The following is a 22,222-nucleotide window of genomic DNA, read 5'->3' as shown; positions in this document are numbered from 1 at the left end:
AAGCAGAAGTTTTGATGTTGTTAACTTTGTCACTAACGTTAGCTTGCAAACATCTTTATTAAAAGACAGTTTACAACTTAATTGTTCTGTAACAATTGATAAGCAATGCTTTAATGAGTTCATTGACAAAATAAAGCAGCAGAATAAAAAAACACACCTAACGATCATAGATTTGGATTACTTTACACCAGATCGATTCGCTAAGTACCTGAATTTAATGGAAGATATGAAGGTGATGAATTATGAAGTATTGATTAATGCTGATCTTGATATTAGCGCAGAATCAATCATTCATTTCCCAAGGGTGCAAGGTGTTTTCTACCGCAGTGATGCTATTGAAACCATAAACTTAGGAATGAGAAAAATGCTTGAGGGAGAGCAATGGTTTAGCCGGAATATTGCTCAATCGATGATTGAGTATTATCGAAGGCAAGAAATGTATGTGTCAAAGGCGGTAACTGATTTGACGGTACGCGAAGAGCAGATTTTGAAATTACTATTAATGGGTGCCTCGAATGGACAAATTGCAGAAAAGTTATTTGTAAGTGAAAACACAGTAAAAACTCACTTACACAATGTGTTTAAAAAGATAAAAGTGAAAAATAGGTTACAAGCTTTAATGTGGGCTAAGGGACAGAATTTAGCTAGGAACTCATTGTGATTAAAATAATTTTTTGTTTGATAGGGATCATAAGTACTTCTTTTTATTCTTCAGCGGAAGACGAAATTGACAAACAAAAATTAGAGTCCACAGAAATTAGAGGGGTAATCGTCGATAGAACAGTGACACGTCTAGGTGCAGACTTTTACTCATTTTTTAGCCGCAATATTTATGAGCAATATCCAACACTCGATGAAAATATTTTGATTAAAGAGAGACCAACAGCACTTTCTGGTTCAATAATAACGGTTTTCCATTTTTCTACACCAATTTATAGAACAGCGTTATCCCCAGGAAGAAGGCAAGCTCAAGAAAAATCAGATGAAGCTATTCAAGCTTTACAGAGATATTTATTGCGCTGGAAATTAGAGCAAAAGTATCGTGATAAATCGGATTTAGCAGACAACGAGTTACAGTAGGGAGAGCGTATGAAATATATTAATAAATGGAGCGTTGTAATATCCATCTGTTTGTACTCACAAGTGGGTTCTGCAACGGAAATGGTTTATACACCGATTAATCCAAGTTTTGGTGGTAACCCTTTATATACATCACATTTAATGGGGGTTGCGAATGCCATTAATGATTATAAAGGACCATCAACCGACAATGGCTTTGAAGAAGAATCCGCCCTTGATCGGCTGGCTGCAAACTTAGAATCACGGCTGATAAGTCAATTACTTGGTGATGTTGGTAACGGTAATTCAGGACAACTCGAAACCAGTGATTTCATTCTTAATATTGTTGATAGCAATGGCCGATTAACCGTTCAAATCGTTGATAAGGGAACTGGCGAAACGTCCGAAATTCAAGTTAGTGGTTTAAACCCTGATTTATAATTTGGATGAAGCTTAAGGAATTAGCATGAAAAGACTGTCTATATTAATAATAATTATGATGGTTGCAGGGTGTTCAAATTCACTCGGCATACCGGACACTGATGAAACGCCAAAATTGATGCAACGTGGTAGCACTTATAACGATTTAACGAAGTTACCGGATCCTAGGGGAAAAATGTATGTCTCGATCTATGATTTCAGAGATCAAACGGGGCAGTACAAGCCGCAACCGAATAGTAACTTCTCAACGGCAGTGCCTCAAGGTGCAATATCATTACTTATCATGTCGTTGATAGACTCTAAATGGTTTGTCCCTTTGGAACGTGAAGGGCTTCAAAATTTGCTAACGGAACGTAAAATCATTCGTGCTGCGCAAAATGGTAGTAAAAGTGAATCAAGCATTCCATCACTGCGATCTGCAAATGTGATGATTGAAGGTGGGATTGTGGCTTACGACACCAACATTAAAACCGGTGGTTTAGGGGCGCGTTATTTAGGTATTGGGGCTTCGAGTCAATATCGGACTGACCAAGTTACTGTGAGCTTACGGGTTGTTGATGTCGCTACCGGGGCAATTTTATCGAGTGTTACGACAAGCAAAACTATTTTCTCACAAGAAATGCAAGGTGGCGCATTCCGCTATATAGATTATAAAGACTTGTTAGAGGTTGAATTAGGCTACACCAATAATGAGCCGGTCAACATTGCGTTAATGTCTGCAATTGATGCGGCAGTGATTTATCTCGTTGTTCAAGGTATCGATCAGGGGTTATGGCAACCAAAATCTGCTGAAGAACTCAATAATGCAATTTATAAAAATTACAGTAAGCATACCGTTGAGGTGCTTTAACTGAATTGAATTTGGTGATGGTACTAAGGGTAATAACAGATGCTCATCTAGCTGATCACTAGGTGAGCATTTTTTAATTTTAGATGTTTATTTTTGTTACTTGTCTATTTCATTGATTGTTTATTATAAATGACAGTTTTGGGAGTTCAACTTCAAGATTGATAATGAATAACTTGAACATAAAGTGCAACATTACGAGCGTAGTATATGAATTTTGATTTAACTAATGATGACAAAACAGCTAAATCAGGCTAGGATTTGCGATGCACTTCATATAATTATGGTAATTATGTCATGTATCTTAATAGGTGCGACTATTTAGATCACTTCGTGGTCTGAGTAGTCATTCGTACCGCTTTACTAAAAAAGCGTACGAAGTGTCCGTTTAGCTAAAGGTTTGGCCGCCACTTAGCTAAACGTTAGGGCACATTTTGGTAGTTACGCATAGCTGGCCGTTACTTTTGTGATGGTTTTTGTAACAAGCTCAGGTTAAATTTCCTGAGCTTTTTTATGCCTGTCATTTAACGATATTTAGTGACGTCAAGATACGATTTTTAGTAAATTATCTTTTTTATCAAAACAAATATGGCACAATTCCTTTTCTCACACTCAGCTTAGAAGTTCACCTTTATTATGAAGATCTTACACACTTCCGATTGGCACTTAGGGCAAAACTTTTTCACTAAAAGTCGCAAAGAAGAGCACCAAGCTTTTATTTGTTGGTTATTGAAAGTTGTTGATACGCAAGGTGTTGATGCCGTCATTATTGCCGGAGATGTGTTTGATACCGGATCTCCGCCGAGTTATGCCCGTGAGATGTATAACCAATTCGTGGTGGATCTTAATCGGTTAGGCTGCACTTTATTGGTGCTGGGTGGTAACCATGATTCCGTTTCAGTGCTGAATGAATCAAAAGCCTTACTCGCTTGTTTGAATACTTATGTTGTTTCCAATACTAGTGATTTGGTGGAAGAGCAGGTGCTTACCCTTAAAGATCGCAGTGGAAGTATAGGTGCGATTGTTTGCGCGGTTCCATTCGTAAGACCTCGTGATGTTGTGCAAAGTGTTGCTGGAGAAAGTAGCACCGATAAGAAACTGGCTTTAGGTGAAGCGATTCAGGCTCATTACGATCGTTTATATCAATACGCAAAACAGCGCCAAGTTGAAGTGGAAAGTGACATACAGCGTAAGGTTCCCATCATTGCTACAGGGCATTTAACTGCATTAGGGGTCACGACATCCGAATCGGTACGCGATATTTATATCGGCACATTGGAAGCCTTTGATGCATCGGCTTTTCCGCCTGTCGATTACATGGCTTTGGGACATATCCATAGGCCACAAATTGTCGCAAAATCTGAATCGATTCGTTACTCTGGTTCGCCCATCCCCCTTAGTTTTGATGAAATAAAAGTCCCAAATAAACAAGACAGTGAAAATGGCGTGGTGTATTCCAATAAGCAAGTGGTATTGGTGGAATTTTCTGGTAAAGAGAAGCGTATTCAACCACTTTCCATCCCATTGTTTCAACCAATGTCGGTTGTAAAAGGCAGCTTACAATCGATAGCTGAGCAGCTCACACAATTTAAAGACTCACAACAAACTGTGTGGCTGTGTATTCAAGTCGAAATTGAGGACTATCTGTCCGATCTTCAACCACGCATTCAAGCATTAACCGAAAATTATAATGTAGACGTTTTGCAGCTACGTCGAACTCGTACGGCTCGATCTCAAGCGCTTAGCCAAATGAAGAATGAAACACTTGCCGAACTGACGCCTTTTGATGTGTTTGATAAACGTCTGCAATTGGAGGTATTTGAAGGGGAAGTCGATGTTGAAAGGAAAAAGCGTATCGTTGAACAATTTAAACAAGTGGTAGAAGACGTGGAACATTCAGGAGACTCAAAATGAGAATTTTAAGCGTTCGATTTTGTAACCTGAACTCTTTGAAAGGTGAATGGAAAATAGATTTCACACAATCACCTTTCGCTGAAAATGGTTTGTTTGCCATTACTGGCCCCACAGGTGCAGGTAAAACAACATTACTCGATGCTATTTGTTTAGCGCTTTATCATCAAACGCCGCGTTTGGGGCTTATTTCAACCTCATCAAATGAGATTATGACTCGCGGCACAACAGAGAGTTTGTCCGAAGTTGAATTCGAAGTAAAAGGAAAGGCTTATCGCGCTTTCTGGAGTATGCGTCGCTCACGAGGCAAAATTGATGGTAATTTACAATCTGCCGTTGTTGAATTAGCAGAAGTAGAAAGCGGCACAGTATTAGCAAGCCAAGTAAAGCGTAAAGATACGTTATTAAAAGAACTGACCGGGTTAGATTTTTCACGCTTCACAAAATCCATGATGTTATCGCAAGGTCAATTTGCGGCTTTTTTAAATGCTAAAGAATCAGAGCGAGCGGAACTGCTTGAAGAGCTAACGGGAACCGAAATTTACGGTGTGATCTCTGAAAAAGTACACGATCATTTTACGGATATTAAACAACAATTAGCGCAGTTAGAGTCAGAATCCAAAGGTGTTCAATTATTAACATCAGAACAAATTACCGAGCTTGAAAGTGAGTTAACGGTTTTACATGCTAAATTGAAATCCGACAAAGCCGTATTGCAAGAGTGGCAAAGCCATAGTCAATGGTGGAATCAATATAACGATGCAAATCAAAAGCTGACGACAGCTACACAAGCACTTGAAAATGCGACATTGGAACGAAAAGAAGCAGAACCGCAATTACATAAATTAATGCAAAGTGAACCTGCTGAAAAGCTGAGAATGCCCTTCCAACAATGGCGTGACGCTGTCACTAATGTTAATGCGATTGAACAGCAACGTAAAAGTAAACAACACGATTTTCATGAGTTAGAAAAGTACAAACAATCAAAGAAAAACATTTTTGAACAAGCGACAGAATCTCATGGCCTACAAAAGAAAGCACACCTCGAATTATGTATTTTATTAGAAGAAAAAGTACAACCGTTAGATGTTCAAATTGCTCAAATTGAATCGAAAATTCACGACTTACATTTGCAATATGAGCGTGAAGGAAAGCGTTTTGATGTTGCGCAGCAAGAAATACTTCAGGTAAAACAATTACTAGACAGTGATCAAAAACAATATGTAATCAGCCAAGAATATTTAAAATCACATTCAAGTGATGAAGCTTTATCTTTGCATTTAAATTCTTGGGAACTGCAAATTCAGCAAGTGGGTGAAAAAAGCCAGAAACTCTCTCAATTAGATAAAATGATGGAATCCGAGAGTAAAACTCTTCAAACATTGAAACTAGATATTGAGAAACAAGATCAATCGTTAAGTGAGTTGCAGAAAAATGTTCATGGTAAACACGCTGTATATCAAGCCGCTAATCAGTCTTGGCAGCAACGAGCTTTAAATGATAACCAAACTAATGACAGCTTAAATCAACAGCTTGAACAAAAAAATCGACAACTGAATTTGAGTTATCAGCTTCGCGTAAAGCAAGATGCTTGGTTTAAATTATCACAAAACATAAAACTTGATACGCAAAGTTTGGTAGAGCAATCCAACCAGCAAGTACAATTGAATCAATATTGCACTTCATTAAGGCAAACGTATAAAGCGAAAGATGCGTTAATTCAAAACTATACCCAACTGATCGATCAAGATATGCATTTAGCGGATTATCGTGCCAACTTAAACCTAGGTGAGGCGTGCCCTTTATGCGGTTCAAAACAACACCCTGCTTTAGAGGCCGGATCTCGGGTGAATCGCTCACAAATAAGCCTTGATAAAGAACAAGCTGAAAAGGACAAAAAAGAGATCGAAACAAAGGGCATTCAAGCACGTACCCAATTAGATTCGATTACGCGCCATATCGAAGACTTAAATAATAAGCAGGTTCTGAATAAAGCAGAGTTATTGGAAATTGAGCATCAATGGCGACAAAGCTTCACCGATGAAACACTAGAGTGTTTTGCTATTGAGGATCAGGCTCAGTTAAAGAAATACGAAATTGAGCTACCACAACAAATTGAGCAAATTAGAAATCTGCTATCTCAGAATCAGCAAGTCGAAAAACAGTTAAGCAGTGCCAAAGAGGCGTGGCAGCTGAGCGAGCGTGATTACGAGAAAGCGAAAGTGACAATCGATGGTGTTAAGCATCAATATCAGGCGTTATTAAAATCGCAAGAGGAGCGTACACAAGCTTATCAATCCTTAAGCGAAGAAAGAAAGAGTGCTTATCATACGTTATGCAAACATTGGCAATCTTTACACTATGTTTTGCCTGATTATGATATTGATTCTGAAGGCAGTGATGTTACGCACTTAATGCAATGGCTAGAAGAAAAACGTCATGCGTTACATCGCTGGCAGCAACACCATCAGCAATCCAATGATCTGCATAGTAAAATTGAACAAGCAAAACAGACATTAGCTCGTTTGGAAAAAGATCTCGAAGGGCAGCAGCATGCCTTACAAGACAGCCGTAAAGCGTTGAATAGTCAAACAGAAGAACTTGCACGTTTAAAACAGCAACGACAAGCACTTTTTGGAAATAGAGTGGTTGCGGATGAAAAGCGAGTAAGTCAAAACAAGCTAGATGAAAAAGAGCAGAATAAGCAGAAAGCCCAGCAAGACTTATATTCTTTGCAAGCCCAGTTAGAGAAATTATCGGGTGAATTGGAAAGTATTCTCGCGCAAAAAGAACAACAATCGAAACAATGTGATACTTATACTGCGAAATGGTTTGAGCAATTATCAAACAGTCCTTTTGAAGATCAAGGTGCCTTTGAAGCTGCGTTAATAAGTGAAGAAGAAAGACAGAAACTCATTCTTTTACAACAAGGAATTTCTCGCCAGTTAGAACGAACACAAGCATTACTTGAGAGTGCAAATATACAATGGCAACACATTCAACAACATGAGAAAGCGACGGCTTGGCAACAAATAGAGGCAGACACGGTTCTTAAAAATCAACAAGAGCTAGCTCAAACACTAGATCAAAACACTTATCGTGTTGGCCAAATAGAGCATGAATTAAATTTAAACACTCAACGTTTAGATGGGCAAAAAGCATTATTTGAACAAATTGAGAATCTTCGCTCACAATATGACGATTGGCAGTATCTGCACGCATTAATTGGCTCAAAAAGTGGAGATAAATTTCGCAAGTTTGCTCAAGGATTAACATTAGATAACTTGGTTTACTTAGCGAATAACCAACTGTCAAACTTGCACGGTCGATACTTACTGCAACGTAGTGGCTTGCAAGATCAAGAAGCTACTGAAGGCGCTGTAATCTCTGCGAGTGGCCTAGAGTTATCGGTTGTAGACACTTGGCAGGGAGATGCGATCAGAGACACCAAAACACTGTCAGGCGGCGAAAGTTTCCTAGTGAGCCTTGCCTTGGCATTAGCGCTCTCTGACCTAGTCAGCCATAAAACGAGTATTGATTCACTGTTTTTAGATGAAGGCTTTGGTACTTTGGATGCAGATACACTCGATATGGCATTGAATGCCTTAGATAATCTCAATGCTTCGGGCAAAATGATTGGGGTGATTAGTCACATTGATGCTATGAAAGAACGGATTCCGGTACAAATAAAAGTGCATAAGAAGAATGGGCTTGGTATTAGTGAGTTAGAAAAACAATTTCGATTTAGAGAAGAACAGGTAAGGGATGACCAATGACAACAATTGTAATTGATAACCGTAAAATTAAGCCCTCTAAAGTGGTGTGTGTGGGTAGAAATTACGCAGAGCATGTCAAAGAGCTGAATAATGCTATGCCAGATCAAATGGTCGTGTTTAATAAGCCGAGTACATCTATCACAACAGAATTAACGTCTTATCATCAGGAGCCTTTGCATTATGAAGGCGAAATCTGTTTTACCATTAAGAATAATCAAATTCATGCTGTTGGGTTTGGATTGGATTTAACCAAAAGAGAGCTTCAATCAGCATTAAAGTCCAAACAATTACCTTGGGAAAGAGCAAAAGCCTTTGATGGTTCTGCAGTATTGAGCAAGTTTGTCAGTTTATCTGGCGGTAATTGGCAAGGTTTATCACTTGAATTATTGATTAATGGGGTGCGAGTACAAGCCGGGGGAGTGAATAATATGTTATTCAGCCCAGATGAGATTGTAAAAGAAATCCTTTCTTATTCCCGATTAAATAATGGCGATGTAGTGATGACAGGCACACCAAGCGGTGTGGGTGTTGTTCAATCTGGTGATATTTTTACAGGCAGAATAAAGCAGCACGAACATATATTGATTGAATCTCAATGGATCGCTCAATAATCTTTAGGTGAGTTATTGAAAGGTCTAAATGTTATTAAATTGATCTTTTGTATTTTGACCTTGTCTGATGGGTTTCATTTATTTGTGTTATAAGGTTATTCTGTATATTTTTCTTGTTTTTCATTCAGCGATTGTTATTTGCTTGTTAATTAGAAAAACTAATCCGAAGTTGCATTTTTTTTCATTTTATTTCGTTATCAAAGGGCCATACTATGCGCGCAAATTGATCGTTAAAACAGAGTGAGAACACAGATGACACAAGCAATCTTGGAATCAGTTGCAACACCATCTATGGATAACAAAACCTACTCGGTTAACGTCAAAGGATTGATGAAACATTTTGCTGATGTATTATTTGGCAAAACTACAAAATCAAATAGTTATGTAAGTGACACATCAAATCTGTCATCACATTTACAGAAAGATTTAGGTTTATACTAAGTCTCTATTTGAAAAGATAAAATTTAAAGAAGCTGACCTATGGGTTGGCTTTTTTTTATGTTTTTTTTCTTTCATTTTACCAGCCACAATAACTTATCGGAGACACAAGTTAGCTATATGGTCTAATTTATTTTAATAATGCAGCAGTTAATTCTGTTTTGCGTTTTTGTTACCTTGTAATCCATGAACAAAGACAGCAGAATGTTCTGAGAATAAGAAGTAGAACTGCGATATTTCACTCATTTTAACTCAGGGTCCGCACTCATATACACTTCCTATTCCTAATATCCAAATGCCAGAATGACTCGATTATCGAGAAAAATGGAAGGCAAATAATTATTTTATATTAGGACGCGTTATGGAAAATACTGCCACACTTTCATCTCAAAATTCCGATAATAAATTGAAGTCGGTTTCCTTACTACGATCGCTTGGGCCTGGGATTATGATGGCTTCTGCTGCGGTGGGAGGATCTCATTTAGTCTCTTCAACCCAAGCAGGTGCAACCTATGGTTGGCAACTCGCTATATTGATTTTGCTCGTTAACTTATTCAAATATCCATTCTTTAGAGCAGGGGTGCAATATACGGTTGGTACTGGCCAAAGTTTGGTTGAAGGTTATCGTAAAATGGGTATTGGCTATCTATGGCTCTTTAATGTTTTAAATTTTATCTCCGCTTTTGTAAATATTGCTGCTTTGTTGCTGTTTAGCTCAAGCCTAATGGGGTACTTTTTACCCATTAGTTTGCCGATGCCAGTGATTGCTGGTGGGATATTATTTGTCTGTTTGGCTATTTTGGTTGCAGGGCATTTTCATGCTTTAAGTACGCTATCCAAGATTATTATGGCCGTTTTAGTTGTGACGACAGTTATCGCCGTTATGATTGCAGCAAGTAACGGTGCCGTCGCGCCAGCGGATTACGTCAGTCCTTCGCCTTGGACAATGGCGGCATTTGGATTTCTTGTGATTATGATGGGTTGGATGCCTGCTCCAATAGAGATCTCGTGTTTTAACTCTTTATGGTTAAAAAGCCAGAGTAAAGAACAAAAGGTAACGGCACGTTCGGCCCTGTTTGATTTTAATGTTGGTTACATTGGAACGGCAATTCTAGCAATAGTCTTCTTATCATTAGGCGCGCTTGTTTTAAACGGTAGTGGGGAAGCATTACAAACATCCGGTATTGGTTTTTCTCATCAGCTTGTGAGCATGTATACGTCTTCAATTGGTGAATGGTCGCGCTACTTAATTGCAGTGATTGCTTTCTTTTGTATCTTTGGTAGCACCATTACTTGTATCGATGGTTATTCACGAGTGTTAACCGAAAGCACGTTATTGTTGAGTAATAAAACCAGTGATAGTGATCCTAAAACTGCGAAAAAACTATTAAGTGGTTGGATGGTTGTCGTTAGTCTTCTGTCTTTCTCGGTGATTCTATTTTTTACATCGTCTTTAATGTCGATGATGCATTTTGCAATGATCCTTGCATTTATGACGACACCTATCTTTGCTGTGCTTAATTACTTATTAGTCACACGTACTCAGTTACCAGAAAGCCTAAGATACAGCCGCAAAATGAAGTGGTTAGCTTACGTTGGTTTTGTCTACCTATTTGGATTTTTAGCGGCATTTATTTGGTGGAGCTGGTTTATGTAAGCAGGATGCTTGATCGAATCATGGATTAAAGAATCCTGTTAAATCAAGAACAAAAAAGGTGCTCAATTCAAATTGAACTGAGCACCTTTTTTATTGAAAGTGTTGAATTATTTCTTACGGCAATACTCTGCAATTAGGTACATAGATTGACCATTTGCTTTGCCTGAAATTAAACGAGGATCTGCGTCTAGGCTAATGCCACGAACGACTGTGCCTTGTTTGATGATGGTTGATGATCCTTTTACTGGCAGGTCTTTAATCACGGTAACATCATCGCCTTTTTGAAGAATAACACCGTTGACATCGCGTGCTTTTTCTTCATCTTCGTCCATGCCGATTTCAGCCCAGTTTTTAGTTTCATCTTCCATGTACATCATATCGAGCAGTTCGTTTGCCCAAGTTTCACCTTTACGAGAGAGGTGGGTTAGTTGACGCCAAGCTAATACTTGAACTTGTGGTACTTGGCTCCACATGCTGTCATTAAGGCAACGCCAGTGGTTTACATCCATGTCTTCTGGTGATTCAACTTGCGTACGGCATGTATCACACAACATCGCGGCGTAATCTACTGTGATTAGCGTTTGAGGAGCAACCGCAAAAGGAGCGAGTGAAGAAGTTGATGAGCATAGCTCACATTTTGATTCGCAGCGTGCGAGTAGCGTTGCTTCAGTAGACATAAAGGTCACCAATATAGTCAAGGGTTGTTTTAAGAGCGACTATTATCCATTTTATCCATGATATTTAAAGGGGAATCTCCTTTTTCTAAAAAATATTACTCATAGGTAGTCTAAATTTTCAGCATTTTTGACAAGGTTTGTTTTTCTTGTTCACTCAATATTGGCGATGAAAAATCGTCAATTTGGAGCATGTCGTCAATAAAATGATTCAGTTTTTCCAATTGAATAGGTGTGAGTTCAACGATCTTTTCTACTAAAGAGTCGAAGTCTATACCTTTTGAATATGATTGATTGTCTTGCATTATATATACCTTTTAATTTCCTTATTTGGCTAATAGTTTATCTTGGAGGCTGTTGAGTTCTTTCATGGCAAAGTCAATTGTTTTAGGTATACATCTGTGACTATGGACGTTGTGGTTAATTTGTGTAAACTTAACGACAAATGTGTCATTAGTGTTAAATAGGAAAGAAAATGGGTAAATTAGTATTCTGGATTGTACTTATTGCTATTGGTGTTGGCATCGGTATTAAGTATCAAGATCCAATCATGGATGCTCTGAACCTCAGAGATATGGAAGAAGTTCAAGACAGCTTGGAAGATGTCACCGACAAATTCCAAAGTAATATGGATTCACTTTCAGACACGGTAAATCAATTAGGTCAAAATTAAGATTGTATTGACTTAGATACCCAAAAGGCCTTATTGATTAAGGCCTTTTGTTATTTTAACGAGAAGTAAAACTCATTAATTACTGTTTGATTGGCGTGTAGCCATAACTTTCGATTAGTGCTTGGCCTTCTTTAGACGTGACATAATCTAAAAATTTCTTAGCACGCGCTTCTAAATGATCTTTTTGATAAACGACAAGAAAAGGGCGGGAGAGTTTGTAACTGCTTGTCGCAATATTGTCTTGTGTTGGTTCTACATTATCAAATTTAATCGCTTTGATTGATTTATCGATCGATCCCATCGAAACAAAACCAATGGCTTGCGGGTTGTGATTGATTAGCGTTTTCATCATGCCATTACTGTTTACAACAAGATTTTTTGGATTGATATTCGACACGCTTTGATCATTAACCACTTTTGTTAAACCGAGTAAACTTTCAAAGCTGTAACGAGATCCCGATGAAGCCTCACGAGTCACCACAGCAATGGCTTGATCATGACCACCCACTTCTTTCCAGTTAGTAATCTCACCGAGATAAATTTTAGCCAATTGATCACGAGTTAAGCTTGAAACTGGGTTTGCGATATTCGTGGCGACGGCAAGCCCATCAAAAGCAATAGGAACAATTGTTACTTTGTCGCTGGCTTCAGCTTCCGTTAAGTAGCGAGAGCTCATGCCTAAGTCTGCAACCCCTTTCATGGCTAAAATAATGCCAGCGGTTGAATCAACACCTTGAACTGCAATGTAATCATCAGGATGTGCTTGATTGTATTTTTCAGCAAGTACATCCATCACTCGCGTGACAGACGTTGAGCCTGAAACAGTGATTTGTTTTGCTTGAACCGTAGGCAGTAGCACTAAGGAAGATAATAGGCTGGCGAGTAACACTCGTAACATGTGGATCTCCGAAATTTATAAATAATGTAACGCTAATTGTATGTCGTTTATGTGACATTTTTGTGACTTAAGGGGAAGGGCGGGTTGGGAAGGTGCACAAGATTTTTTCATAAAGCTTAGAAAGAGATCTGAATTTTACACCTTGAAGCGAGCTTGGGTATATACTCTATTGAAGAGGTGAATCATGATTTCTGAACTAGAATGGCGTCGCATTACCAAAAGGGCGGAAGAACTTTGTCATTATCGAAATGAAAGTGTGCCAGTTGCACAAGGAAAAGCATGTTTTGATTTTGGGGAAACGCATGTGGTTTTTTCAAAAGCCGTTTTTTCAGTAGACTCGATGCACTGCAGCCACATGTATGATGTAGCAAAACTCATTTTTTATAAAGATAAACGAGAATGGCGATTGTTTGTTCGCCGCTTAAGTACCAACAATGAACAGCCAGAATGGAAACCGCATACCTCCACCCCGCGTAGCCAAGATCCTATCCAATTGATTGAACTTATCGAAAAAGATAAAGAAGAATGCATCTGGGTTTAGTTGTTTAATTGCTACCTCTTATTTGTTCTTCCGGGCCTTCGTTGTTTGATAAATACGATCAAAAAACGCAGCTTCAATTATGTATTTTAATTGAGCTGCGTTTTGGTATGAATGAGATTTAGGTGTATTGCCTGCTCATTACTCTTCGCTTATCTCTTGCGTATTAGCTTCAACTTTTTCTTCAAGAGGGGCAAAAGTTTGTGTTGGTTTCGCGATAATGTTTCGGTTGTCTAAGCTGACATTAACTAAGCTGACTTCAATGGTATCACCGAGTTTAAATTCAATGTTTTTATCAATTTCAATGGTACCAAGTTCACGAGAGGCTGAGATCCTTTCTTTGTTATCGATGATTTGAGAACAAGGAATGAAGACAGCAGCGCCGTTTTCTAGTAAGCGTGCTCGTGCACCTGCACGGTTAATATCAAATATTTCTGCTTGATATAATGTGCCATTTTCAGGTTCATTGATAAGCGTACGTGCGTATAACCAATCACCAACATTACGTTCTGCCATGCCATGATAACGGCGGCAGAGTGATAACTCTTCACCGACACTTTCATCAGGTACTTGCACTGGTGCTTTATCTAATACGAGTGCTTTGAGCATACGGTGGTTGATCATGTCGCCATATTTACGAATAGGGGATGTCCAGGTCGCATAAATATCTAGACCCATTGCGTAGTGAGCTTCGGGCAGATGATTGATCTCGCTATAAGCTTGGCATTTACGGATTCGGTTGTCGATATAACGGGCATCTTGCTGGGCTAACCAACGGCGAAGTGCGCTAAAACCTTCAAGTGTGGAAATTGATTCAACCGTAAATGGCAGTTCGCTATCTGGATTTACCAGTTCAATTACATCTTTTAGTTTGTCTTCTTTAAAGCCTGCGTGCGTGTTAAAAATGCCAGAATTGAATTTTGATTTTAAGGCTGTACCTGCACAGATGTTGGCGGTAATCATTGATTCTTCAACCAGCTTATTGGCCGTTCGGCGCATATCGGCATGAATAGCTACAACATCGTTATCGTCACTTAATTCAAAACGATAATCAGGACGGTCTGGGAATACAACAGCATTATTGATTCGCCATTCACTGCGAGCTTGGGCAAATTTATGCAATGTTTTGACTACTTTTGCGATTGTTTCACTAGGTTGCCAAACTTCGCTGTTTCCAGTTTCTAACCAATCAGAGACATGGTCGTAAGCTAAGCGTGCATGAGATTTGATTGTGGCTGCGAAAAATTGAATGTCCGAACCAATCACACCATCTTTTGAAACTGTAACGCTACAGCATAATGCGGCACGTAGTTCGTCTTGCTTTAAAGAGCAAAGATCATCGGCTAAATCACGAGGTAACATTGGAATATTACGGCCTGGTAGATAAATAGTGAAACCACGTTTACGTGCTACTTTATCCATATCTGAATCAGGGGTGATGTAAGCCGTAGGATCGGCGATGGCGATGGTTAATTTAAAATCACCATTGTCTGTTTCTTCTGCGTATAGAGCATCATCCATATCTTTGGTGGATTCACCATCAATGGTCACAAAGGGAGTATTGGTTAAATCGATACGTTGTAGGTCTTCATCATCTTTTAATTGCCATTCTTCGCCATTTTCTAAGCCTTTAGGCTCGCAGTTAGGCAAATCATTCTGAGCCAGTGTTACCCACCATGGCGCTATTTTGTCATCGGAATCGGTGATTTTTTCTGAAATTTCTGCCAAAAATTGATCGTTAGTGTTATCCGACATGAGAGGATGTTCAACTAAATGAGCGACTACCCAGTCACCTTCATTTAAGGTTTCAGGGTTGACACCTTTACGTGCTTTGGCTTTTAAAGATAGCTTTTTTAATTGAGGATGATCTGGCACGACATTCAAACGGCCTTTGAATTTTTTCACACGAGCAACAAAGCGTGTAAGAGCGGGTTCAACAAGTTCATCAGGTTCTGCGCTTTCTTTATCATTTTCAGAACGGATGATCGCAATCACTTTATCGCCATGAATGCATTTCTTCATGGAAGCTGGTGGAATGAAATAACTGGTTTTGCTATCTACTTCTAGAAACCCAAAGCTTTTATCTGTGGCTTTAACGGTGCCTTCTTTTTTAGGCAAGGTTTCTTTCATTTGTTGTTTAAGCTGAGCAAGTAGAGGGTTGTCTGAAAACATGTGATCAATTCTTTATAAGATAATTGGAAAAATACCCAAAGGGCGAGTTAAAACTGCATCTTGAGGTTACTAGAGGATAGTACTCAGCACACTATAATCATTGCAAAGTATGATTACCAATTAATTACGAGTTTTATACCTTATGGGTTTAGGGTTTTGAGTACTAGGGACAATAAAAGCCTGATGATGAAGCCAGTCACGATAAAATTTAAAATCATGGAACTCCAGACGTCCAGAAAACAAAGCGAAATAGCAACTTTGTATGACATTTGGGCTTGTTTGAACGAAAATGTGATGAAATTCAAATTTTCCTGGCTTTTTTTGTGTTTATCAGGCAGAATGCGCCTCCCTTAATGATGTCCCGAAACAGCTTAAGGCGTTTTCTACCTAATCCATGATTTTTATGGAACACGAAGTTAGGGTAGGTATTAGAGGTAGTTGAGCTTAATGGGACCGAAATTTTCCTTAAATAAGTAGGAACCCCATGTCAGAAAATCAAATCAAATTCGTCGATCTGGATCTTAACGAAAACCTTCTATCTGCACTTAACGCGATGGGCTTTGATACACCAACTCCAATTCAGGCCGCTTCTATTCCTTTCCTTTTGGAAGGTAAAGATGCGCTAGGTAAAGCACAAACCGGTACTGGTAAAACAGCCGCTTTCTCTTTACCCGTTCTAAACAAAATCGACCTAGGTCAACATAAACCACAAGCCATCGTAATGGCACCTACCCGCGAACTTGCTATCCAAGTTGCAGCAGAAATCAAAACTCTTGGCCAAAAAATTAAAGGCTTAAAGGTTATTGAAATCTACGGTGGTGCTTCAATTGTTGACCAAATGCGTGCGCTAAAAAATGGCTCACACATTGTGGTTGGTACTCCTGGTCGTGTTAAAGATTTAATTAATCGTCGTACTCTTCACTTAGACGAAGTAAAAACGTTCGTTCTTGATGAAGCCGATGAAATGCTGAAAATGGGCTTTGTTGATGATGTAACATGGATCATGGAACAAGCTCCAGAATCTGCGCAACGCGTATTATTCTCAGCAACTATGCCTCCTATGGTTAAAACCATTGTTGACCGTTTCCTACGTAATCCAGCTCGCGTTGATGTTGCTGGTGAAAACCGTACTGTTGCTAAAGTTGAGCAACAATACTGGGTAGTGAAAGGTGTAGAAAAAGACGAAGCTATGTCTCGTCTACTTGAAACAGAAGATACTGATGCGTCAATCGTATTCGTTCGTACTCGTCAAGATACTGAGCGTTTATCTGATTGGTTATCGGCTCGTGGCTTTAAATCTGCTGCGTTGCACGGTGATATTCCTCAAGCACAACGTGAACGTACTGTTGATAACATCAAACGTGGCGTGATCGATATTCTTGTTGCTACTGACGTTGTTGCTCGTGGTCTTGATGTACCTCGTATTACTCACGTATTCAACTACGATATCCCATTTGATACTGAATCATACATCCACCGTATTGGCCGTACTGGTCGTGCTGGACGTACTGGTAAAGCGGTATTGTTGGTTCGTACTAACCAAATTCGTATGCTTCGCACCATTGAGCGTGTGACTAAATCAAGCATGGAAGAGATTCAACTTCCTAACCGCGATAAAGTAGCAGAAGCTCGCCTTATTAAGTTAAGCGCTGAATTAGAAGCAGAAAAAACAAGCAACACTATTGAAAAATTTGCTGAATTAATTGAAAAGCTTCAAGTTTCATTAGAAGTTGATGCTGCAACATTAGCTGCTATCTTATTACAACGTCAGCAAGGTAAACGTCCATTGTTCTACACTGGCGCTGACCCTATGATCGAAGCCATTGAGCGTGATAGTAAGCGTCGTAAAGAACGTCGTGATAATCCACGTGATGCTGGTCCTGCTGGACGTGACGGTGGCCGCTCATTTGGTGGTACTAAGCAAGATTGGGATACTTACCAATTACAAGTTGGCCGTGATAGTGGCGTTCAAGTTAAAGATATCGTTGGCGCACTTGCAAACGAACTTGGCTTAACTAAGCATTCAATTGGTGCCATTAAACTGGCTCAAGGTCATACCTTTGTTCAGCTTCCAAAAGCAATGACATCGGAAGTTGCTGGTAAATTGAAAAAATTACGTATTCGCCAGAAAGAAGTAGGCGCGGTTGTGTGTGATTTTGATGACTTCCGTGAATCTCGTGGCCCTCGTACAGGTGGTGCTCCACGTCGTGACGGTGCTCCTCGTGGTGGACGCGGCGGTGAAGGTCATCGTGGTCGTCGTGAAGGTGGCGCTGGTGCATCAGCAGGCAATGGCGAGCGTCGTTTCGATCGCAACCGTGGCCCTAAGAGCAAACCAGCTGCACGTCCAAGCCGCGACGCATAATTCAATTTAATAAGTAAATTTGAATAAAGAAAGCCGAGATACAGTCATGTGTCTCGGCTTTTTGTGTATTGAATCTAATCTATTTTTAAATGTTGCATTACTAGGCTAAACCAACGAACTAGCAGTTAAACTTTTATATCATTGAGCCAGTTTGAATACCCACCTTCCTTAAAGCTTTTCTTTATTCCTTATATGACACATAAATGACATCGAATTTATTTAAAGTTTAAAAGAAATCATCCTTTGTTTTAGATCAAGCCAATTTGTACAAAATCCATTTTTTAACTAAAAAAAGTTGAAAGATTAAAAAATTATTGAATAATGGTATGGTGAATTCATTATCATCAAAATGAAATTCATCTCTCAACAATCACAGCAAAGAGAATACTCATGTCAAATCAATATGTATTAGTTATCAACTCGGGCAGTTCATCGCTTAAATTTGCCGTTATCGATTCAAAATCTGGGGATGCCATTTTAACTGGATTAGGTGAGTGTTTTGGATTAGAAGACTCTCGCATGAGTTGGAAATACCAAGGAAATAAACAACACGTATCAATTGTTGGTGAAGAGAATCATCACCAATTAGCCATCAGTAAATTAGTTGATATTGTAAGTGAGTATGGTTTAACAGATGCTGTGATCGCTGTTGGACATCGTATCGTTCATGGTGGAGAAAAATTCACTAAAACGGTTCAAATTAATGAACAAGTACTTAGTGATATTGAGGCGGTTAAAGAATTAGCACCACTACATGCGCCTGCTAATGTGACTGGAATTAAAGCAGCATTGAAAGCCTTTCCGTCATTGCCACAATTTGCAGTGTTCGATACTGCATTTCATCAAACTATGCCAGCTAAAGCTTATACAGGTGCCATAGATAAAAACTTATATGATGATTTTGGTATTCGTCGTTATGGGTTCCATGGCACTAGTCATTACTACGTAAGTCGAGAAGCTGCCAAAATGATAAATAAGCCAATTGATGAGTCTAGCTTTATTTCAGTGCACCTTGGTAATGGTGCATCGGTCTGTGCGATTAAAAATGGTAAGAGTGTTGATACTAGCATGGGTTTTACACCATTAGCTGGTTTGATGATGGGTACTCGTTGTGGCGACCTTGATCCGGGTATTATTGAGTTTTTGTTAAACAAAGGTTGGACGCAAGAGAAAGTATTCGAAACGTTAAACAAAAAATCAGGTTTTCTTGGTGTGTCGGGTTTAACTAGCGATGCTCGTGGTATTTTAGAAGCAATGGAAGAGGGACATGAAGGTGCAACTTTGGCGTTCCAAGTGTTTACTTATCGTGTTGCTAAATACATTGGTTCTTACATGGTGGCATTAGACAATTTAGATGGCATTATTTTCACTGGTGGCATTGGTGAAAATGCGCTTCCAATTCGTCGTGAAATTCTAAAATACCTAAAAATCTTTGGTTATAAAGAAAATGAACAAGCGGATGCGGATGCACGATTTGGTGAAGAGGGCATTATCACTACTGTCGATTCACCTGTTGCAATGGTAATTCCAACTAATGAAGAGTTTGTTATTGCACAAGAATCTGTGGCACTGATGAAATAAGACTATTGGTTCGAAATATAAAAGCCACTGTGTTAGTGGCTTTTATTGTATAAAGCATAAACACTTAAACATTATTCAATTTCTAATGCGATATAAACTGAGACTTTACCTTCTTCATAATGTTCAAAGTCAGTCGTAAAAGCACGTTTGTGTTCGCACGTTTCATCTGAAAAATATTGCCAGACTTGCATCCAAAGATTAATCACCGTTTCTGGTAATGGACCTGAGGCGGTAAATACTGCATATTGACCACGATTGATATTGACCGAGCTAAGCTCAATGGTAGGTTGAGTGCTTAATGTATCAGTACATGCAATGACATCAAAATCACCGGTGTGATCAGACTCATACTCCGTGTAGACACCATAGGTTTCCGAAAAAGGTGCCATCAATGGTGCGACCTTTTCATTAAAATCATGCCAAAGTAAACCAATTTGTGCACTTGATGGCGAAGCTTCATTTTGGTTATTTGTCCGAATTGTTATACCTTTAACTTGAAATGCTTCAATGTGCTTTACTTTCATAGGAACCGTCCATATTTCAATAAGTATTGATCAAAAACTAATCTAACGTTCACTGGTATACCTTAACCATCAGGTTTCACTGGTTTCCCATTCCTCTGCGTTGTATTTATCTCATCGGTTAGATCATTGATGTTGTCATTTTCTTTTGATTGTCCTTCTGGCTGAGGTTGATTTGTATCCGCCGTTTCCTTTATTTCTGAATTTGCTTCTTCTTTTGTCTTTATAACGGTATTGGTTGGTAAATCACCTTGCTGAAGTTTGTCTTTTTTCAGTGTGCGGTGGAGCAATTGGGTATAAATAGGTTGACCACCTAATAGCTGAGCCATAATTGTTGCGCCAAGGGTAGTTATTGTCAGAGGCAAAATAAGGTGATAATTATTGGTCATTTCAATCACCAATAAAATACCAGTGATAGGTGCGCGTACGGTTGCGGCAAAGAGGGCTCCCATCCCAGCGATTGCGAACATACCTGGCTCAATGTTTAGGGAAGGATCAATGTTTAAAGCAATTTGACCGTAGAAAGTACCAAATAAAGTGCCTAACGCCAGCATTGGCGCGAAGATACCACCTGGAGCACCAGAACCAAAACACAGTAATGTGGTAGCAACCCTAGCGAGAAACAGAATTAAAAGTAAGCTAACACTGTAATCGCCATTGGTTGCACCAGGAATGAGTTCAACACCACCGCCTGTAAGCTCGGGTAAATACAGTAGTAGTAAGCCAAACATGCCACCAATGGCTGTGCCGGTAATTAAATAGCGTTTGCGATCGTTTCTATGAATTAACACAAACATGTCTTGCGACCAAGTAACCATGCGATTAAACATGACACCAAAGACGCCGAAAATAAGCCCCAACACTAAAAATAGCCAAAGAGTATTCAGATCTGGTGGGTTGTATTGCGGCATGGTGATGACGGCATCTTGTCCACGTATAGAACGAAAGACAATGGTTGATACTACCGAGGATATAATGACTGCTTTGATGGAAAGTAGGTTATAGCGAAAATGTGGACGCATTTCTTCGACAACAAACATAATGCCAGCCAACGGCGCATTGAAAGCGGCTGCAAGACCACCCGCGGCACCACAAGCCAATAGAGAGTGACGCCCATCCGGATCTTTTAAGCGGAAAATATCAGACACCATACGGCCAACATTCCCGCCCATTTGTACCGTTGGACCTTCCCTACCTAACACCATGCCTGAACCAAGGGCACCTAAACCGCCAAAAAATTTTACGGGAATAACGCGCCACCAACGAACAGGGCGAATACCGTCCATCGCACCTTCAATTTCCGGAATGCCTGAACCGGCAGCTTCAGGGGCGAAACGGTTGACTAAATAGTAACCAACAAAAGCTAAAGCGGCACTCACCAGAATTGCGGATAACCAAAGAGGAAGTAGAGAGTTCAATTCCTGCTTTAGCCAAGCAGTGCGAGTATCCGTTACCCAATGCACACCCATCTCAAAGAATGTACCGATTAAGCCAGCAATCAAACCAACGACGGCAGAAAGCAATAGAATCGACATGGGTGTTTTATCTCGAGATAAAATGACACCGACAAACTTTTTAGATTTATAGTGAGAAAGAGAATGTCGAAACGATTTTGAGTGCGCCATTACGTCCTTTGTTTCCTACGGTTAAAAGTGAACAGAAACGAGAGCCATCCGCTCTTAATTTAGATACTTGCAATGCCTTATTATAAGAGGCGATTAGATTATTACATCAAATTGTTACGAAAAGTTATTTTACCTAGATCATGGTAAGTTCAAGTAACCTCATCAATTATAAAATAAATTAGAAATACAGAAGAAAAGGGTTGAATTATTTAATGCTGACCTTGAGTTTCATGGTTTTTGTGCCATGCTTTTAACAAGCAGAAGAGTTCAAATTTCACATGGAGGAAAAGATCTTCTGTTGGCGTAGTGCACCGAATCCCGCATTACGTGTTTTCAAAGTGCGACATTACAATTTGGAAAGTAACGTTTAAAAATTGAAAATCCTCGACCATGATCAACGGATTACAATATCCAATTGATTCGCATACTCACGATTGA

At 39.3% G+C, this 22,222-nt stretch carries 18 protein-coding genes; 12 read left to right on the top strand and 6 right to left on the bottom strand.

Going from position 1 to position 22,222, the window contains the following annotated elements:
- The 8 genes from A1QC_RS13790 to A1QC_RS13750 all read left to right on the top strand — a co-directional run.
- A partial coding sequence (locus A1QC_RS13790) for a LuxR C-terminal-related transcriptional regulator (protein ID WP_017024984.1) occupies positions 1-661 on the top strand: 661 nt, incomplete at its 5' end.
- Positions 658-1,080, top strand: coding sequence for a CsgE family curli-type amyloid fiber assembly protein (locus tag A1QC_RS13785; RefSeq protein WP_017024983.1), 423 nt, complete (start codon positions 658-660; stop codon positions 1,078-1,080). The genes A1QC_RS13790 and A1QC_RS13785, both read left to right, overlap by 4 nt.
- A gap of 9 nt (positions 1,081-1,089) precedes the next feature.
- Entirely contained in the window at positions 1,090-1,500 is a 411-nt protein-coding gene (locus A1QC_RS13780; protein ID WP_017024982.1) for a curli assembly protein CsgF, read from the top strand.
- A 25-nt stretch (positions 1,501-1,525) separates the two neighbouring features.
- Complete coding sequence (locus A1QC_RS13775) at positions 1,526-2,350, top strand: CsgG/HfaB family protein (protein WP_017024981.1); 825 nt, start codon at positions 1,526-1,528, stop codon at positions 2,348-2,350.
- A gap of 633 nt (positions 2,351-2,983) precedes the next feature.
- Positions 2,984-4,261, top strand: a complete 1,278-nt coding sequence (sbcD, locus tag A1QC_RS13770; RefSeq protein ID WP_017024980.1) for an exonuclease subunit SbcD — start codon at positions 2,984-2,986, stop codon at positions 4,259-4,261.
- Entirely contained in the window at positions 4,258-8,034 is a 3,777-nt protein-coding gene (locus tag A1QC_RS13765; protein WP_017024979.1) for an SbcC/MukB-like Walker B domain-containing protein, read from the top strand. Before sbcD ends, A1QC_RS13765 begins: the two co-directional genes overlap by 4 nt.
- Complete coding sequence (locus A1QC_RS13760; protein ID WP_017024978.1) at positions 8,031-8,645, top strand: fumarylacetoacetate hydrolase family protein; 615 nt, start codon at positions 8,031-8,033, stop codon at positions 8,643-8,645. The genes A1QC_RS13765 and A1QC_RS13760 overlap by 4 nt, the downstream gene beginning before the upstream one ends.
- Before the next feature lie 799 nt (positions 8,646-9,444).
- Positions 9,445-10,740, top strand: a complete 1,296-nt coding sequence (locus A1QC_RS13750) for an NRAMP family divalent metal transporter (RefSeq protein WP_017024976.1) — start codon at positions 9,445-9,447, stop codon at positions 10,738-10,740.
- Positions 10,741-10,847: 107 nt separating this feature from the next.
- On the opposite strand, the gene A1QC_RS13745 is transcribed toward A1QC_RS13750, so the two are convergent.
- Together A1QC_RS13745 and A1QC_RS13740 are read right to left on the bottom strand one after the other, a co-directional pair.
- Positions 10,848-11,417: a PhnA domain-containing protein gene (locus tag A1QC_RS13745; RefSeq protein ID WP_017024975.1), complete on the bottom strand. Its 570-nt coding sequence runs from the start codon at positions 11,415-11,417 to the stop codon at positions 10,848-10,850.
- A 110-nt stretch (positions 11,418-11,527) separates the two neighbouring features.
- The gene (locus tag A1QC_RS13740; RefSeq protein ID WP_017024974.1) at positions 11,528-11,719 is read right to left on the bottom strand and encodes a hypothetical protein; all 192 of its coding nucleotides are present in this window, start codon (positions 11,717-11,719) and stop codon (positions 11,528-11,530) included.
- Between the two features lie 170 nt (positions 11,720-11,889).
- Between A1QC_RS13740 and A1QC_RS13735 the strand changes: the two genes are divergently transcribed.
- On the top strand, positions 11,890-12,087 hold the full coding sequence (locus tag A1QC_RS13735; protein ID WP_017024973.1) for a hypothetical protein: 198 nt from the start codon (positions 11,890-11,892) through the stop codon (positions 12,085-12,087).
- A 79-nt stretch (positions 12,088-12,166) separates the two neighbouring features.
- On the opposite strand, the gene A1QC_RS13730 is transcribed toward A1QC_RS13735, so the two are convergent.
- Complete coding sequence (locus A1QC_RS13730; RefSeq protein WP_017024972.1) at positions 12,167-12,985, bottom strand: phosphate ABC transporter substrate-binding protein; 819 nt, start codon at positions 12,983-12,985, stop codon at positions 12,167-12,169.
- Between the two features lie 184 nt (positions 12,986-13,169).
- Between A1QC_RS13730 and A1QC_RS13725 the strand changes: the two genes are divergently transcribed.
- Complete coding sequence (locus tag A1QC_RS13725) at positions 13,170-13,526, top strand: DUF3024 domain-containing protein (protein ID WP_017024971.1); 357 nt, start codon at positions 13,170-13,172, stop codon at positions 13,524-13,526.
- A 138-nt stretch (positions 13,527-13,664) separates the two neighbouring features.
- On the opposite strand, the gene rnb is transcribed toward A1QC_RS13725, so the two are convergent.
- Complete coding sequence (rnb, locus tag A1QC_RS13720; protein WP_017024970.1) at positions 13,665-15,695, bottom strand: exoribonuclease II; 2,031 nt, start codon at positions 15,693-15,695, stop codon at positions 13,665-13,667.
- Between the two features lie 484 nt (positions 15,696-16,179).
- Here rnb and A1QC_RS13715 point away from each other — a divergent pair, with 484 nt between their 5' ends.
- On the top strand, positions 16,180-18,057 hold the full coding sequence (locus A1QC_RS13715) for a DEAD/DEAH box helicase (protein ID WP_017024969.1): 1,878 nt from the start codon (positions 16,180-16,182) through the stop codon (positions 18,055-18,057).
- Positions 18,058-18,447: 390 nt separating this feature from the next.
- Positions 18,448-19,638, top strand: coding sequence for an acetate/propionate family kinase (locus A1QC_RS13710; RefSeq protein WP_017024968.1), 1,191 nt, complete (start codon positions 18,448-18,450; stop codon positions 19,636-19,638).
- Positions 19,639-19,709: 71 nt separating this feature from the next.
- Here A1QC_RS13710 and A1QC_RS13705 read toward each other — a convergent pair whose 3' ends face one another.
- Both A1QC_RS13705 and clcA read right to left on the bottom strand, forming a co-directional pair.
- Positions 19,710-20,162, bottom strand: a complete 453-nt coding sequence (locus tag A1QC_RS13705; RefSeq protein WP_017024967.1) for a GyrI-like domain-containing protein — start codon at positions 20,160-20,162, stop codon at positions 19,710-19,712.
- A 62-nt stretch (positions 20,163-20,224) separates the two neighbouring features.
- On the bottom strand, positions 20,225-21,784 hold the full coding sequence (gene clcA / locus A1QC_RS13700; protein WP_017024966.1) for a H(+)/Cl(-) exchange transporter ClcA: 1,560 nt from the start codon (positions 21,782-21,784) through the stop codon (positions 20,225-20,227).
- Positions 21,785-22,222: the final 438 nt, after the last annotated feature.

This window comes from Vibrio rumoiensis 1S-45 (genome assembly GCF_000286955.2).
Classification (GTDB): Bacteria; Pseudomonadota; Gammaproteobacteria; order Enterobacterales; family Vibrionaceae; genus Vibrio; species Vibrio rumoiensis_A.
This window is presented reverse-complemented; position numbering and strand designations above follow the sequence as displayed.

What these genes read in the sequence shown, in the direction of transcription:
- A1QC_RS13765 (WP_017024979.1), top strand. Translation starts at nt 4,258, where the DNA reads ATGAGAATTTTAAGCGTTCGATTTTGTAACCTGAACTCTTTGAAAGGT.
- A1QC_RS13705 (WP_017024967.1), bottom strand. Translation starts at nt 20,162, where the DNA reads ATGAAAGTAAAGCACATTGAAGCATTTCAAGTTAAAGGTATAACAATT.
- A1QC_RS13745 (WP_017024975.1), bottom strand. Translation starts at nt 11,417, where the DNA reads ATGTCTACTGAAGCAACGCTACTCGCACGCTGCGAATCAAAATGTGAG.
- A1QC_RS13750 (WP_017024976.1), top strand. Translation starts at nt 9,445, where the DNA reads ATGGAAAATACTGCCACACTTTCATCTCAAAATTCCGATAATAAATTG.
- A1QC_RS13710 (WP_017024968.1), top strand. Translation starts at nt 18,448, where the DNA reads ATGTCAAATCAATATGTATTAGTTATCAACTCGGGCAGTTCATCGCTT.
- A1QC_RS13780 (WP_017024982.1), top strand. Translation starts at nt 1,090, where the DNA reads ATGAAATATATTAATAAATGGAGCGTTGTAATATCCATCTGTTTGTAC.
- clcA (WP_017024966.1), bottom strand. Translation starts at nt 21,784, where the DNA reads ATGGCGCACTCAAAATCGTTTCGACATTCTCTTTCTCACTATAAATCT.
- A1QC_RS13725 (WP_017024971.1), top strand. Translation starts at nt 13,170, where the DNA reads ATGATTTCTGAACTAGAATGGCGTCGCATTACCAAAAGGGCGGAAGAA.
- A1QC_RS13740 (WP_017024974.1), bottom strand. Translation starts at nt 11,719, where the DNA reads ATGCAAGACAATCAATCATATTCAAAAGGTATAGACTTCGACTCTTTA.
- sbcD (WP_017024980.1), top strand. Translation starts at nt 2,984, where the DNA reads ATGAAGATCTTACACACTTCCGATTGGCACTTAGGGCAAAACTTTTTC.
- A1QC_RS13775 (WP_017024981.1), top strand. Translation starts at nt 1,526, where the DNA reads ATGAAAAGACTGTCTATATTAATAATAATTATGATGGTTGCAGGGTGT.
- A1QC_RS13760 (WP_017024978.1), top strand. Translation starts at nt 8,031, where the DNA reads ATGACAACAATTGTAATTGATAACCGTAAAATTAAGCCCTCTAAAGTG.
- A1QC_RS13730 (WP_017024972.1), bottom strand. Translation starts at nt 12,985, where the DNA reads ATGTTACGAGTGTTACTCGCCAGCCTATTATCTTCCTTAGTGCTACTG.
- A1QC_RS13715 (WP_017024969.1), top strand. Translation starts at nt 16,180, where the DNA reads ATGTCAGAAAATCAAATCAAATTCGTCGATCTGGATCTTAACGAAAAC.
- A1QC_RS13735 (WP_017024973.1), top strand. Translation starts at nt 11,890, where the DNA reads ATGGGTAAATTAGTATTCTGGATTGTACTTATTGCTATTGGTGTTGGC.
- rnb (WP_017024970.1), bottom strand. Translation starts at nt 15,695, where the DNA reads ATGTTTTCAGACAACCCTCTACTTGCTCAGCTTAAACAACAAATGAAA.